13 protein-coding genes and 1 tRNA gene are annotated in these 14,864 nt (G+C 67.5%); 7 read left to right on the forward strand and 7 right to left on the reverse strand.

Annotated features, from left to right (window positions below; translation table 11 throughout):
• Positions 1–82: 82 nt before the first annotated feature.
• Positions 83–880, reverse strand: a complete 798-nt coding sequence (locus ABE423_RS13080) for a TatD family hydrolase (RefSeq protein ID WP_346486290.1) — start codon at positions 878–880, stop codon at positions 83–85.
• Between the two features lie 67 nt (positions 881–947).
• Here ABE423_RS13080 and hrpB point away from each other — a divergent pair, with 67 nt between their 5' ends.
• Positions 948–3,452: an ATP-dependent helicase HrpB gene (gene hrpB, locus ABE423_RS13085; RefSeq protein WP_346486292.1), complete on the forward strand. Its 2,505-nt coding sequence runs from the start codon at positions 948–950 to the stop codon at positions 3,450–3,452.
• Between the two features lie 135 nt (positions 3,453–3,587).
• A complete protein-coding gene (locus ABE423_RS13090) occupies positions 3,588–3,962 on the forward strand; it encodes a hypothetical protein (protein WP_019336760.1) in 375 nt (124 codons plus the stop codon).
• Positions 3,963–4,056: 94 nt separating this feature from the next.
• On the opposite strand, the gene ABE423_RS13095 is transcribed toward ABE423_RS13090, so the two are convergent.
• The 4 genes from ABE423_RS13095 to ABE423_RS13110 form a co-directional block, all read right to left on the reverse strand.
• Positions 4,057–4,596 (reverse strand): pseudouridine synthase, encoded by a 540-nt coding sequence (locus ABE423_RS13095; protein ID WP_253143696.1) that lies wholly within the window; start codon positions 4,594–4,596, stop codon positions 4,057–4,059.
• Positions 4,597–4,725: 129 nt separating this feature from the next.
• A complete protein-coding gene (locus ABE423_RS13100) occupies positions 4,726–4,977 on the reverse strand; it encodes a hypothetical protein (RefSeq protein ID WP_346486323.1) in 252 nt (83 codons plus the stop codon).
• 135 nt (positions 4,978–5,112) lie between these two features.
• A complete protein-coding gene (locus tag ABE423_RS13105; protein WP_032129148.1) occupies positions 5,113–5,373 on the reverse strand; it encodes a hypothetical protein in 261 nt (86 codons plus the stop codon).
• Positions 5,374–5,578: 205 nt separating this feature from the next.
• Positions 5,579–6,436 (reverse strand): class I SAM-dependent methyltransferase, encoded by an 858-nt coding sequence (locus ABE423_RS13110; RefSeq protein WP_049398658.1) that lies wholly within the window; start codon positions 6,434–6,436, stop codon positions 5,579–5,581.
• A 169-nt stretch (positions 6,437–6,605) separates the two neighbouring features.
• Here ABE423_RS13110 and ABE423_RS13115 point away from each other — a divergent pair, with 169 nt between their 5' ends.
• The 4 genes from ABE423_RS13115 (at position 6,606) to ABE423_RS13130 (ending at position 11,042) form a co-directional block, all read left to right on the forward strand.
• Positions 6,606–7,562 (forward strand): aldo/keto reductase, encoded by a 957-nt coding sequence (locus ABE423_RS13115; protein WP_032129150.1) that lies wholly within the window; start codon positions 6,606–6,608, stop codon positions 7,560–7,562.
• Positions 7,563–8,209: 647 nt separating this feature from the next.
• Positions 8,210–8,283: transfer RNA gene (locus ABE423_RS13120), tRNA-Thr, on the forward strand.
• A 357-nt stretch (positions 8,284–8,640) separates the two neighbouring features.
• Positions 8,641–9,765, forward strand: a complete 1,125-nt coding sequence (locus ABE423_RS13125) for a slipin family protein (protein ID WP_049398660.1) — start codon at positions 8,641–8,643, stop codon at positions 9,763–9,765.
• 56 nt (positions 9,766–9,821) lie between these two features.
• Positions 9,822–11,042 (forward strand): RtcB family protein, encoded by a 1,221-nt coding sequence (locus ABE423_RS13130; RefSeq protein ID WP_197615708.1) that lies wholly within the window; start codon positions 9,822–9,824, stop codon positions 11,040–11,042.
• A 138-nt stretch (positions 11,043–11,180) separates the two neighbouring features.
• Here the strand turns inward: ABE423_RS13130 and ABE423_RS13135 are convergent, their stop codons facing one another.
• Positions 11,181–12,086: an NAD(P)/FAD-dependent oxidoreductase gene (locus tag ABE423_RS13135; RefSeq protein ID WP_125895748.1), complete on the reverse strand. Its 906-nt coding sequence runs from the start codon at positions 12,084–12,086 to the stop codon at positions 11,181–11,183.
• The gene (locus tag ABE423_RS13140; protein WP_033833804.1) at positions 12,076–12,531 is read right to left on the reverse strand and encodes an Rrf2 family transcriptional regulator; all 456 of its coding nucleotides are present in this window, start codon (positions 12,529–12,531) and stop codon (positions 12,076–12,078) included. The genes ABE423_RS13135 and ABE423_RS13140 overlap by 11 nt, the downstream gene beginning before the upstream one ends.
• Before the next feature lie 183 nt (positions 12,532–12,714).
• Here ABE423_RS13140 and ABE423_RS13145 point away from each other — a divergent pair, with 183 nt between their 5' ends.
• The gene (locus ABE423_RS13145) at positions 12,715–14,835 is read left to right on the forward strand and encodes a methyl-accepting chemotaxis protein (protein ID WP_125895749.1); all 2,121 of its coding nucleotides are present in this window, start codon (positions 12,715–12,717) and stop codon (positions 14,833–14,835) included.
• Positions 14,836–14,864: the final 29 nt, after the last annotated feature.

The following is a 14,864-nucleotide window of genomic DNA, read 5'->3' on the forward strand; positions in this document are numbered from 1 at the left end:
CGGTAGTGCCGGCCGCTGGCCGGCAACCGCGCGATGTTTGCGGCGTTCATGCTGCTGCCGGCCAGCGGCCGGCACTACCTGATCAACCCGCGTCCGGCAGGCGGAAGAACGCACGCGTCGCGGCAGTTGCATTCGCGGCGGTCACCGCCACGTCTTCACCACGGTCACGCGCCAGTTCTTCCACGATGTGCGAGAGGAACATCGGTTCGTTGCGGCGGTCCTTCGGCATCGGCTTCAGCGTGCGCGGCAGCAGGTACGGCGCGTCGGTCTCGATCATCAAGCGGTTGGCCGGGATGTTCTTCACCAGCTCGCGCAGGTGCGCGCCACGGCGTTCGTCGCACAGCCAGCCGGTGATGCCGATGTGCCAGTCCTGGTCCAGGTAGTCGAACAGCTCGTCGCGCTCACCGGTGAAGCAATGCACCACTGCCGGGCCGATGCGGCCCTCGAAGTTCTTCATCTGTGCCATGAAATCGGCATGCGCGTCGCGCTGGTGCAAGAACAGCGGCTTGCCATTGTCTGCGGCCAGCTGCAGCTGGCGCTCGAACGCGCGGTGCTGGGCCGGGCGCGGAGAGAAGTCACGGAAGTAGTCCAGCCCGCACTCGCCCACCGCCACCACTTCCGGGTGCGCATGCAGCGCGCGCATCTCGGCATCGCATTCCTCGGTGTATTCCACAGCGTGGTGCGGGTGCACGCCGGCGGTGGCATACAGGAAACCAGGATGCTGCTGCGCCAGCTGCACGGCCAGCGGCGAGTGCTCGCGGCTGGCGCCGGTAATGACCATCTGCACCACGCCGGCCTGGCGCGCGCGGTCCAGCACGGCATCGCGGTCGCGGTCGAAGGAGTCGTGGGTCAGGTTGGCGCCGATATCGATCAGGTGCATGGTCATCGCGGGGGAAAAGTGCCCGCGCATTGTACCTGCGCCCGCCGTGGCCCCTTATCCTTTACACATGAACGCGCCGCTCTTCCCGATTTCCCCGCTGCTGCCGCAGATCCAGCGGCACCTCGCCGCGCAGCCACGACTGGTGCTGGAGGCACCGCCCGGCGCCGGCAAGACCACCCAGGTGCCGCTGGCGCTGCTCGATGCACCGTGGCTGCAGGGGCGGAAGATCATCCTGCTGGAACCGCGCCGGGTCGCCGCACGCAGCGCCGCGCTGTTCATGGCGCGGCAGCTGGGCGAAGAGGTGGGCGGCACCGTCGGCTACCGCATCCGCTTCGAGAACAAGGTCTCGTCGCGCACCCGCATCGAGGTGGTTACCGAAGGCATCCTGACCCGCATGCTGCAGGACGACCCGATGCTGGAAGAGGTCGGCGCGATCCTGTTCGACGAATTCCACGAACGCCACCTCAGCGGTGATCTCGGCCTGGCACTGGCGCTGGACGTGCAGGCACAGCTGCGCGATGACCTGCGCCTGGTGGTGATGTCGGCAACGCTGGATGGCGAACGGCTGGCACGCTTCCTCGATGCGCCGCGGCTGAGCAGCGAAGGCCGCAGCTACCCGGTGACGGTCAGCCATTTCCCGGCGCGCCGCGATGAGGCGCTGGAACTGCAGGTTCGCCGCGCGGTGCAGCAGGCCTTGGGAGAACATCCCGGTGACCTGCTGGTGTTCCTGCCCGGCCAGCGCGAGATCGCGCGGGTGCAGGCCGGGCTGCAGGAATCGCTGGATGCCGGCGTCGAAGTGCTGGCCCTGCACGGTGAACTGCCGGTGGAGCAGCAGGCGCGGGTCCTGCAGGCGGCCAGTGATGGTCGTCGGCGCGTGGTGCTGGCCACCAACGTGGCCGAGTCCTCGGTGACGCTGCCGGGCGTGCGCGTGGTGATCGACAGCGGCCAGGCGCGCGAGCCGCGCTACGACCCCAACAGCGGCTTCACCCGGCTGGACGTGGTGGCCATCGCGCAGGCATCGGCCGACCAGCGCGCGGGCCGCGCCGGCCGTGTCGCCGAGGGCGTGGCGTGGCGGCTGTGGCCGCAGTCGCAGCGGCTGGAGCCGCAGCGCCGCGCCGAAATCGATCAGGTCGAGCTGGCCGGACTGGCGCTGGAACTGGCCGCCTGGGGCAGCAGCGACCTGCGCTTCCTCGATCCGCCACCGGCCGGCCCGATGGGTGCCGCCCGCGAACTGCTGCAGCGGCTCGGCGCGCTGTCCAGCAGCGGTGCGATCACCGCACTTGGCCGCCGTGTGCTGGCGCTGGGCACGCATCCGCGGATGGCGGCGATGCTGCTGGCCGCGTCCGATGCCCGCGCACAGGCGCTGGCCGCCGATCTGGCCGCCCTGCTGGAGGCGCGCGATCCGTTGCGCCAGGGCGGTGATGCGCTGGCCGCGCGTTGGCGTGCGCTGGCGGCATTCCGCAATGGCCGCGCACCGGGCGACGCCAACCGCAGCGGCCTGGCCGCGATCGATGCCGCCGCCAAACAATGGCGTCGCCGCCTGCGCTGCGATGCCGCACCGCCGGCCAGCATCGAAGCCCATGAACTCGGTGACCTGCTCGCGCACGCCTTCCCCGACCGCATCGGTGTCCAGCACCCCAGCGACCCACTGCGCTACCTGCTGGCCAACGGTCGCAGCGCACGCCTGCACGAGCTGAGCGACCTGCGTGGCGAGCCGTGGCTGGTAGCCAGTGAACTGCGCTTCGAGGCACGCGACGCGCTGCTGCTGCGTGCCGCACCGGTGGACGAGGGCCAGCTGCGCAAGGCGTGGCCGGAGCGCTTCGTGACCGAGGATGTGGTGCGCTGGGACAGCGAGCGTCGCGCCCTGGTGGCACTGCGCGAGACCCGTTTCGACCGCATCGTGCTGGACAGCCGCTCGGCCGGGCGGGTTGATCCGCAGCACGCCGCACAGGCGCTGACCGACGCGGTGGCCGAACTCGGCCTGCAGGCGCTGCCGTGGACCGAAGGCCTGCGCCAATGGCAGGCACGCGTGGAGTCGCTGCGGCGCTGGATGCCCGAACTCGGCCTGCCCGACTGCAGCGACGACGCCCTGCTGGCCACGCGTGCGCAATGGCTGCAGCCTGCGTTCGCCGGCAAGACGCGCCTGGATGCGCTGGACGAGTCCAGCTTCGGCGAAGCGCTGAAGTCGCCCCTGGAGTGGTCACAGCGTCAGCTGGTCGAGCGTCATGCACCGACCCGCATCACCGTGCCCTCCGGGCTGGAGCGGCCGATCACCTACGCGCTGGACAGCGAGAGCGGCGAACCGCTGCCGCCGGTGCTGGCGGTGAAGCTGCAGGAACTGTTCGGCCTGGCTGACACCCCGCGCATCGCCGACGGCCGCGTGCCGCTTACCCTGCACCTGCTCTCGCCCGGTGGCCGCCCACTGCAGGTCACCCAGGACCTGCGCAATTTCTGGGAAAACACCTACGCGGAAGTGAAAAAGGAAATGAAGGGCCGCTACCCGCGCCATCCGTGGCCGGATGACCCGTGGACGGCGACGGCCACCCATCGGGCCAAGCCGCGCGGGACCTGACCGGTGGGGCCGGCTGCGGACCCTGCCTGATCCTGAATGGCTGCGGTAAAGTCACGCCACGTGTGACCTCGACTGACATACCGTTTACGGGCAACACGCGACACTGGACTTCGACCCGAGGCAAAGGACCCCCGCATGAGCAAGCTGACCGTAATCACCGACCGCGCTCTGGAGCGCGCCCTGGAGCTGGCCCACACCGCCGGCGATGGCCTGAAGAGCGCCGGTGGCAGCCTGCGCAATGCGGACTGGATCAAGACCGGCGCCGCCATCGGCGCAGTGAAGACCGGCGGCAAGGCCGCAACCAAGTTCGTGCGCCGCAATCCGGCAGTGGCCGTGGCCGCCGCTGCGGTCGGTGTAGGCCTGCTCGGCTACGCGCTGTACCGCAAGCAGCAGAAGAAGAAGGCCGCCAATGGCCACGTGGTGAATGGGCAGGCGCAGCGGATCAACGCACGTGACCGCCGCAACGACACCGTGGTGGACGAGCACAGCGATATCGGCAGCGACGCCTGAGCCTGCCGGGGTCGGATCCTTTCCACAGGAAGGACTCTGACCCCAAGGCACTACATGAGGGCCGGACACCGGAAGGTATCCGGCCCTTTCTGCATCAACCGATCTGCCGCCACTGCCCCGGCTGCAGGTCGTCCAGCCGGTAAGGCCCCATCGACACGCGGACCAGCCGCAGCGTCGGCAGGCTCACCGCCGCGGTCATCCGCCGGACCTGCCGGTTGCGGCCTTCCCGGATCGTGATCGCCAGCCAGGCGTCGGGCACGGTCTTGCGGAAGCGCACCGGCGGATCGCGTGTCCACAGCGACGGCGCCGGATCGAGGCGCTCGATCTTCGCCGGCAGGGTCGGCCCGTCATTGAGCACCACGCCGTCGCGCAGCTGTTGCAGCTGTTCGTCGCTGGGCATGCCTTCCACCTGCACCCAGTAGGTCTTGTCAGCCTTGTGCCTCGGGTCGGTCAGCTTGTGCGCCAGCGTGCCGTTGTCGGTCAGCAGCAGCAGGCCTTCGCTGTCATGGTCCAGGCGACCGGCGGCATACACGCGCGGCGGCAGGCCGAACCCGGCCAGGGTCGGCCGCGGTGGCACGCTGCGGTCGGTGAACTGGCAGAGCACGTTGAAGGGCTTGTTGAAGGCGATCAGCATTGCGGGCACGGCAGTCGGCAGGTGGGGCATTGTCCCATGCCGCGTGCGGCGGCTCGAAAGGTGCCGGTCAAGTCGGCCGGCATAGCCCATGCCCGGCTGCGCTTTCCTGCGACCACGAACACGAAGGGCTCAGCCGAATACCTTCCACTGCAGCAGGAACGACCCCAGCACCAACACGAAACCGCATGCCGTGACGACATTGGCCCGGCGACGCAGCGCCGCGGGTGGCGGACAGGTCATGCGGGCGCGTCCGTCCAGCACCCCGCCAAAGAACAGCACCGCAAAACCCGTCGCTCCCAGCAGGTCGTAAGCATGCCCACCGTGGTACACAAAGTCATACAGCCGCGGCAGCACCAGCACCGCGATGACGATATACAGCACCTTCTTCAACGGTCCATGTCCTTGAGTTCGATTGGACTCCGGCGCATGGCCGGACCTGGGGCCAGCCATACGTTGCGCTGCGCGCGGTGAGCGTGGTTGCGGCTGCGCTTTCCTGCCGCCCCAATCTCGGCCGGCTCAGCCGAAAACCTTCCATTCCAGCAGGAACGAGCCCAGCACCAGTGCGATGCCGCACGCGGCGATGACATTGGCCCGGCGCCGCAGGCCTGCGGCCGGCGGGTCGGCCTTGCGCGAACGTTCCTCCAGAAGGGCACCCGCGAAGAGCACGGCAAACCCTACCGTCGCCATCAGATCGTGGGCATGACCACCGTAGAACACAAAATCGATCAACCGCCCCAGCACCAGCACCGCGACAGCGATGTAAAAGATCTTCTTCAACAATTCATGTCCTTGCATACGATCGAATTCCGGCGCATGGCCGGTTGGGACCAGCCACTCGCCGCGGTACGCGCGATGAGCCGAGCAGGGACGATGCCGGCCGTCCTGACCGGCACCCTTCGGGCCGTCGCACGCGACGAAGGCAGCGGCTCCTGCCGCTGCCTTCGGCTCTACAGAGACAACATGCGCCAGCCCGGCACCCCTCTTACGGCTTGATGAAGCGCAGGGTCATGCGGTCACTTTCGCCGATCGCCTGGTACTTCGCATCATCGGCCTTGTCGTGCTGGTTGGTCGGCGGCAACGTCCACACGCCGTTCGGGTGGTCCTTGGTGTCGCGCGGGTTGGCGTTGACCTCGCTGCGCGCGTCCAGCTTGAAGCCGGCGGCTTCCGCCATTGCAATCACCTGCTGCTGGCCGACATAGCCGGTGTCATCGTCATCGGCCACGTCGGCCTTGGCGCGATGCTCGACCACGCCCAGCACACCGCCCGGCTTGAGCACGTTGAAGAAGCCCTGGAACATGCCCTGCGCCTGGCCGGCCTTGCGCCAGTTGTGCACGTTGCGGAAGGTCAGCACCACGTCGGCTGAACTGGCCGGGCCGAACACCGGCTTGGCCGGATCGTAGGCGACCACGGCGGTCTTGCCGAACTGTGCCGGTGCACCGGCGTACTTCTTTTCCAGGCTGTCGCGGCTGCGCTGCTGGTAGTCACGGCCGCGGCCCTCGGGCACCGCCATCGGGTCGACCACGGCGGCAACATAGTGGCCCTTGTCCTGCAGCAGCGGCGCCAGGATTTCCGAGTACCAGCCGTTGCCGGGGGTGATCTCGATGACGGTCTTTTCCGGCGTCACCTTGAAGAACGACAGCGTCTGCGCCGGATGACGGAAGCCATCGCGCTTGACGTTGTTGGCATCACGGGTCGACGCCTTCACCGCCGCATCGATGGCCGGTGACACCTGGATCTTCGCCGGTGCCACCGTGGCCGGTGCGGCGAACGCGGGAACAGCGGCAAGCAGGGCCGAAGCAAGCAGCAGGCGGCAACCACGCAGGGACGAAGCAGGCATCATCGGAGCGACTCCAGCGGAAGATGCGGCGAGACTAGCAGCCGCGGCGTCCCAGGTGTTCACAAAACGTTAGCTGCGTGCGTATCGCGGAACACTGTTTTGTGGTCACCGCCGCAGCACGGTCACACAACGCGTTTTATTCTGGAGCACTTCCCCCAAGGAGTCCGTGCCCATGACGGCAACCCGCGAACTGGGCCGTTCCGGCCTGCATGTACGTCCGCTCGCCTTCGGTGGCAACGTGTTCGGCTGGAGCGCCGATGAGAAGGCCAGCTTCGCCCTGCTCGATGCCTTCGTCGATGCCGGCTTCAACCTGGTCGACACCGCCGATGTGTATTCGGCCTGGGTGCCGGGCAATGCCGGCGGCGAATCGGAAACGCTGATCGGCAAGTGGTTTGCCCGCAGCGGCAAGCGCGACAAGGTGGTGCTGGCGACCAAGGTGGCCAAGTGGGCCGAGCGCCCCGGCCTGACCCCGGACAACATCAACGCCGCGGTGGAAGACTCGCTGCGCCGCCTGCAGACCGACGTGATCGATCTGTACCAGGCCCATGAAGACGATGAATCCACGCCGCTGGAAGCGACCCTGGCCGCATTCGGCCGGCTGATCGAAGCCGGCAAGGTGCGTGCGATCGGTGCCTCCAACTACAGCGCCACGCGCCTGGCCGATGCGCTGAAGGTATCCACCGACTACAAACTGCCACGCTACGAAACCCTGCAGCCGGAGTACAACTTGTATGACCGCGCCGGCTACGAAAAGGAACTGGAACCGCTGGTGCAGCGCGAACAGATCGGGGTGATCGGCTACTACGCGCTGGCCAGTGGCTTCCTCAGCGGCAAATACCGCACGCCGGCCGATGCGGCCAAGAGCCCGGCGCGTGGCGAGAACGTGGTGAAGCGCTATCTGAATCCGCGTGGCCTGCGCATCCTGCAGGCGCTGGATGACGTGGCCAGCAAGCACAGCGCCAGTGCCGCGCAGATCGCACTGGCGTGGCAGATCGCACGGCCGTCGATCACCGCGCCGATCGTCAGCGCCACCAGCGTCGAGCAGCTGCACGATCTGCTGGCCGCAGCCAACGTGTCGCTGAGCGTGCAGGATGTCGCGCAGCTGGATGCCGCCAGCACGGAAGCTTGAGACCCGGTAGTGCCGGCCGCTGGCCGGCATTGCGCGGTAAAGAAGAAAATAATTGAACAAAATGGTTGCGCGCGAGTAAATCGTGGTTTATCGTGCGCACCTCGTTTCAACAACCACTGGAAACTTCCCTTGAACGCGCATTCCGTCGCCATCGCCAAACTGCTGCCATGCCTGCGCATGGACGTGCTGGCGCGCGCGTTCGGCAAGGAAGTCCAGCTGACAACGGCCTGATACCCGCCCTGCGGAGATCGGCCACCCCGATCTCCGAGGCTTGACGACGCCCTCGGAACGCAAGTCCCGGGGGCGTTTTCGTTTGCGTCGGCACAAGGACCCGCGATGCCAGAACTGCACCCCGCGCGGCAACCCGCCGCTCACTGACACAGGTTTTTTCCGCTCCGCCGAAGGATTTACTTCGCGCGAGTGGCGACGCCTGGACATTATCTGCATCGCATCAAAACATTATCGCTCGCGATAATGTCGATGGCCTGCACCCTCGATTCTCCAACGGTCCCGTTTCCACCACGGGCTGGTGCGCGCGGCGTTGCCGTGGCGTATGCCGGAGGTCTCGGACATGCCATCGCCTGGATCGCCTGCTGGAAGCAGGCATCGGTTCGCCGGTACGCGGTTCGATTCCGCGCGGTCCCCAACTGGATAGCTCAGCTTGGTCAGAGCAACGGATCCGTAATCCGTCTGTCGTGGGTTCGATTCCCACTCCAAACCACATGACCTGTCACGTCATGACTTGAAGCAACACCCGGGGCGCAAGCCCCAGCGGCCATCGTCGCCGTCCACGGACAACGCCTTCGGGCAGGAACGTGGAAGGCAACGGACCGCACGCCGGGCCCCGGCCCGCCGCCACTGCCAGCCACGTTCCGCACCGGTGCTGCCTGCCGGGAACGACGATGGCAGCCGTGCCGGTGCACCGAAGGCTCCGCGCGCGGACCGTCCGCCGATGGCCGCCCTCTTCCGCTGCCTGCACGTGGTGTGCAGGCGGCCTCGCCACGACCTGATCGACCCGGGTCATGGCGATTCATTCCCATCGGGTCGAACCACCAGAGCCATACAAGGAGAGACTCCCATGTTCTGGACCATCAAGGTCGTGATCGGCGACGGCGAGCGCGGCCTGGTGTATCGCAACCGTCGTTTCCAGCAGATCCTGCTGCCGGGCGTGCACCGCCTGTCGCCGTTCGGCGGCCGCCCGCACGTGGACATCCACACCGCATCGAAGGGCGCGGCCTATACCGGCAGCGACCAGGACAGCCTGATCGAAGCGCTGGGCACCGAGCTGGACACGCACTTCGTGCTGGCCAACGTCGGCGCCAGCGAGGTCGGCCTGTTGCTGCGCAACGGCCGCATCGATGAAGTGCTGCCGCCGGGCAGCCGCCGTCTGTACTGGCGGGGTTCGGTCGACACCCAGGTGCGCGTGATGGCGCTGGGTGACGAGCCGCGCATTCCGGCGGACGTGCAGCAGCGCCTGGGCCAGTTGGGCGTGCTGCCGCGTGTGGCAGTGATCAGCACCGTGCCGAGCGAGTCGGTCGGCCTGCTGTTCATCGATGGCACGCTGCGACAGACGCTGGACGCCGGCCTGCACGCGTTCTGGAACTTCAACGGCAACGTGTCGGTGGAGCGTGTGGAGCTGCGTGCGCGTTCGCTGGACGTGTCCGGCCAGGAACTGCTCAGCCGCGACAAGGTGACCTTGCGGGTGAACCTGGCCGCGACCGTGCAGGTGGTCGACCCGGTGCGTGCACACCGCACGCTCAGCAATGCCGACGAGTTCGTCTACCGGCAGCTGCAGTTCGGCCTGCGCCAGGCGATTGCCGCGCGCAGCCTGGACGAGCTGCTGGGTGACAAGGCGGCACTGGACGGCGAGATCGCCGCCCATGTGCAGGCAGCGATCGAGGGCCACGGCGTGCGGCTGCTCGGCGTGGGCATCAAGGACGTGATCCTGCCGGGTGAGATGAAGGAGATCCTCAACGGTGTGGTGCTGGCCGAGAAGCAGGCCCAGGCCAGCGTGATCCGCCGTCGCGAGGAGGCCAACGCCACGCGTTCGCAGCTCAACACCGCAAAGCTGATCGAGGACAACCCGGTGCTGATGCGCTTGAAGGAGCTGGAGGCACTGGAGAAGGTCACCGAGAAGATCGACAAGCTCACCGTGTTCGGCGGCCTGGATGGCGTGCTGAAGCAGCTGGTGACGATCAGGTAGGGGGTCGCGGCGGCGCAGGGACGCGCCGCCGGCCCATCAAGGACAAACACGAAGACATGGACACTCAACACAACTATCAATGGCTGCACGCCGAGGGCACCACGCCGATCAAGGGCTGGGTCAACGGTGTGCCGCTGGAAGCGCAGGCGCATGAGCAGCTGCGCAACATCGCCGCGATCCCGTTCGTCGGGCCGTGGGTGGCCGTGATGCCGGACGTGCACCTGGGCAAGGGCGCGACCGTGGGCTCGGTGATCCCGACCCGCGGTGCGATCATCCCGGCCGCGGTCGGCGTCGACATCGGCTGCGGCATGGCCGCCGTGCGCACCACGCTGCGTGCCAACGACCTGCCCGATGACCTGCGGCAGCTGCGCAACAGCATCGAGCGCAGCATCCCGGTCGGCAACGGACGCGGCGGCGAGCACCACCGCATGCCCGACAGCATCCACACGCGGCTGGTGCAGTCCGGGCTGGCCGCCGGTCTGGAGAAGATCAAGGACAAGCACCGCAGAATCCGCACCGACAAGCTGGACCGCCAGCTGGGTACGCTGGGCGGCGGCAACCACTTCATCGAACTGTGCCTGGACGAGACGGACACGGTGTGGGTGATGCTGCACAGCGGTTCTCGCGGCACCGGCAACCTGATCGGCACCTACTTCATCGAGAAGGCGCGCGAAGAGCTTGCGCGCCGTGTGCTCGGCTTCCACCTGCCGGACAAGGACCTGGCGTTCTTCATGGAAGGCGAGCCGCTGTTCGATGACTACGTCGAAGCAGTGTCGTGGGCGCAGGACTACGCCCGGCAGAACCGCGAGGCAATGATGTCGCGGGTGCTGGCCGAGATGCGCCACCGGCTGCCGAAGTTCCAGCTGGCGGCGATGGCGGTGAACTGCCACCACAACTACGTGCAGAAGGAGACGCACCACGGCCAGGAGCTGCTCGTTACGCGCAAGGGTGCAGTGAGTGCCCGCGAGGGCGAGCTGGGCATCATTCCCGGCAGCATGGGCACGCGCAGCTACATCGTGCGTGGCAAGGGCAACGCGGACAGCTTCCACAGCTGCAGCCATGGTGCCGGCCGGGTGATGAGCCGTGGCACCGCGCGCCAGCAGATCACGCTGGCCCAGCATCGCGAAGCAACCGCGCACGTGGAATGCCGCAAGGACAGCGGCGTGCTGGATGAATCGCCGGCCGCGTACAAGTCGATCGACGACGTGATGGCGGCGCAGCTCGACCTGGTCGACGTGGTGCACACGCTGCGCCAGGTGCTGTGCGTGAAGGGATGATGGAACGGTGCCGGCCTCGGCCGGCACCCACCGTGCCTCAATGGTGCCCGACCACCCTGCAGTAGATCCACGCCATGCGTGGATGAAACGGCGCCGACCAAGGTCGGCATCTACCAGAGCAGCACGTCGCGTCGGGGGTCAGCGCGGCACGCTGTCCTCGGCCACCAGCGCATGATGCACGCCGATCCCCGCACGCACGCCCTCGGCGGTGGCCAGGGTGATGTTGCCAACCGTGGTTGCATCGCCTGCGGCGTACACGTTCCGCACCGAGGTCTGCTTCATCATGTCGACCTCGATCAGCACCCCCAGCGGGCTCTCGACCAATGTGCACCCCAGCTGCTGCACCAGCGGCGTGGCCATCGCCTGGGTAGCCGGCACGAACAGCGCACGCTGTGCGATGCGGCGGCCATCGGCCAGCTCCACTTCCAGCCAGGTCGGCTGGTCGCCCTGCACACCCAGCACGGGTGACGTCTCGATGTGCACGCCACGCTGCTGCATGGCGGCGCGTTCCTCATCGGTGATCTCCAGACCCAAGCTGAAGAACGTGACATTGCCCCAGTCGGCGAACAGCGGCGCCTTGCTGGCGGACATCGGATGGCCGCCGAGCAGGCCGATGGCACCACCACCGACTTCATAGCCGTGGCAGTAGGGGCAGTGCAGCACGGTGCTGCCCCAGCGCTCGGCCAGTCCGGGCAGTTCCGGCAGCTGGTCGGCGATGCCGCTGGCCAGCAGCAGCTTGCGCGCGGCCAGCACCTGGCCATCGGCGGTACGCACTTCCACGCCTTCGGCGGTGGTGCGGGCGTGCTCCACTTCGGCATGCACCCAACGCACCGTGGGGTAGTCCAACAGCTGCTGACGCGCGGTCTTCAGCAGCTCGGCGCCACTGATGCCATCCAGCCCCAGCACCCCGTGCGAATGACTGGCGAAGCGATTGCGCGGTGAACCGGCATCGATGACGGTGACCGGGCGACGGGCACGGGCCAGGATCAGGCCGGCGGCAATGCCGGCGTAGCTGCCGCCGACGATGAGCACATCAGGATTCATGGTGACCTTCCAGGGAACGGTGATGGGCAAGATGGCGGGCGAAGTCGGCGCCGAGCTGGTCCAGCGTGGTCGCCTGCAGGCGCTGCTCAAGCAGCCGCTGCGCCTCGCGCGCGCCTTCGAGCAGGGCGCTGTTGACCAGCTGCTGGATCGGGCAGCCACCGCCGGAATCGCGAGCGCCGACCTGGACCAGCGGCGGTGCTCCCACCGCCAGATAGATGTCATGCAGGGTGATCGCCGCGGCATCGCGTGCCAGCAGGCTGCCGCCGCCGTGACCACGGGTGCTGCGCACCAGGCCGGCCTTGTGCAGCTGTGCCAGCAGACGACGGATCACCACCGGATGGGTCGGCAGGCACGACGCCAGCTGTTCGGACGTGCGCGGGGCGGCATGGCCGACCAGATGCGCCATCACGTGCAGGGCGTCGGAGAGTGGGTTCGCGGATTTCATGTAACAACATTAGTTACATTTAATTCCTCTGTCGAGGGTCTGCTTTCGTTCCATATGGACACATCTGTCCTATGAAACATCTCCTTCACATCACTAAACGAAACGCGAATGTGATCAACATCCCACTTCAGGGCGTGCGCAGCGGGTCGATACCGCAGTGCCCCTTCCCGAGAGTTCTTCCCCATGAATGCGTCTGTCCGTGCTCCGCGCCTGCAGTCCAAGCTGCTCGGCGCGGTTTCTGTTGGTCTGGCTGTGGTCCTGCTGTGCGCTCTGGCCGGCCTGGCCTCCGCCTGGTTGAAGTTGTCCACCGAGGTTCCACCCGAAGTCGCGCACAGCCGCGATGCCGAACGCCTGCAGCGCGAGTTCCGCGGCCAGGTGCAGGAATGGAAGAACGTGCTGCTGCGCGGCCACGACGACGCGTTGCGCCAACGCCACCTGGACGCCTTCGACAGCGAGGGTCGTCTGGTCGAGCAGCTGGCCAAGGGCCTGGTCAGCAGCCCGGATGCACGCACGCGCGAACTGGCGCAGGCCTTCATCGGCCTGCATGCGCAGCTGCAGCAGGACTATCACGCGGCGCTGCAGGCGTTCGCCGAGGCCAGCTACGATCCCGCCGCCGGCGACAACCTCGTGCGCGGCAAGGACCGCCCGGTGGCAACCGCGCTGGATGCGTTGAGTACGCACGCCACGCAGGTGGCCGAAGCGGCGGTAGCGGCCCGTTCGCAGCAGGCGCGGCAGACGCTGCTGCTGTGCGCGGCGCTGACCGTGCTGGCCGCCGTGCTGCTGCTGATGGGCCTGGGCTGGTGGCTGCGGCGTGCGGTGGTGCAGCCGGTGCTGGCGGTGGAAGCCGCTGCGCGTGCAGTGGCCGCCGGTGATCTGCAGCATGTTGTGCAGGTGCGCAGCCGCGATGAGATCGGTCGCCTCGCGCAGGCCATGCAGGCGGTGCAGTCCACGCTGCGCGGTGTGCTCGATGCACAGGCCACGATGGCACAGGCGCATGAAGCCGGCACCATCAGCCACCGCATGGATGCCAGTGCCTTCCCCGGCGCGTTCGGCACGATGGTGGCCGACAGCAACGCGCTGGTCGATGCGCACATCCAGGTAAAGCTGCGCGCGATCGCGATCATGGGGCGCTACGCCATCGGTGACCTCAGCCAGGACATGGAACGCCTGCCCGGCGAGAAGGCGGTGATCACCGACGCACTGGATACCGCCAAGGCCAATCTGGGCACGATCAATGGCGAGATCCGCCGCCTGGCCGAAGCCGCTGCCAGGGGTGACTTCAGCCAGCGTGGCGACAGCGCGCGCTTCGAGCATGACTTCCGCGCGATGGTCGACGGCTTGAACCGATTGATGCAGACGACCGAACTGAACCTCGGCGAGGTCTCCAGCATGCTGCGCGCGATTGCCGATGGCCGCCTCGGCGCGCGCATGCATGGCGATTTCCAGGGCGTGTTCGCGCGCATCGCCGGCGATGCCAACACCACCGCCGCGCAGCTGGCGACCATCGTCACCGACATCAAGCACGCCTCCGGCAACATCCACACTGCGGCTGCAGAGATCGCCGCCGGCAACAATGATCTGTCGCGCCGTACCGAGCAGCAGGCGGCCAATCTGGAAGAAACCGCCGCGTCGATGGAAGAACTGACCTCCACCGTGCGCCAGAACGCCGAGCACGCACGCCAGGCCAACCAGCTGGCGATCGGCGCGCACACGGTCGCCTCGCAGGGCGGCAACGTGGTCGGCCAGGTGGTGACGACGATGAGCGCGATCGAAACCTCGTCGCGGCAGATCGCCGAGATCATCAGCGTGATCGATGGCATCGCGTTCCAGACCAACATCCTGGCGCTGAACGCGGCAGTGGAAGCCGCGCGTGCCGGCGAGCAGGGCCGCGGCTTCGCGGTGGTCGCCAGTGAAGTACGCACGCTGGCGCAGCGCTCGGCGGCGGCCGCGAAGGAGATCAAGGCGTTGATCGAAACCTCGGTTGAGCAGGTCGGACACGGTGCACAGCGCGTGCGCGAGGCCGGTGACACCATGGCCGAGATTGTGGCATCGGTGCAACGCGTGACCGACATCATGGCGGAGATTTCCGCGGCCTCGCAGGAGCAGAGCGCGGGTATCGAGCAGGTCAGCCAGACCGTGATCCAGATGGATGGCACCACCCAGCAGAACGCCGCGCTGGTGGAGGAAGCCAGTGCCGCCGCACGCAGCCTGGAACAACAGGCGAACCGCTTGATCGACGCGGTGGATGTGTTCGATCTGTCGACCACAACAGCGGCGAAGGACGCGTTGGCGCGCGCGGCCTGATTGATCCGGTTGCCGGCCAGCGGCCGGCA

It is taken from the genome of Stenotrophomonas sp. TWI1409, assembly GCF_039673015.1.
GTDB classification, from domain to species: domain Bacteria; phylum Pseudomonadota; class Gammaproteobacteria; order Xanthomonadales; family Xanthomonadaceae; genus Stenotrophomonas; species Stenotrophomonas maltophilia_A.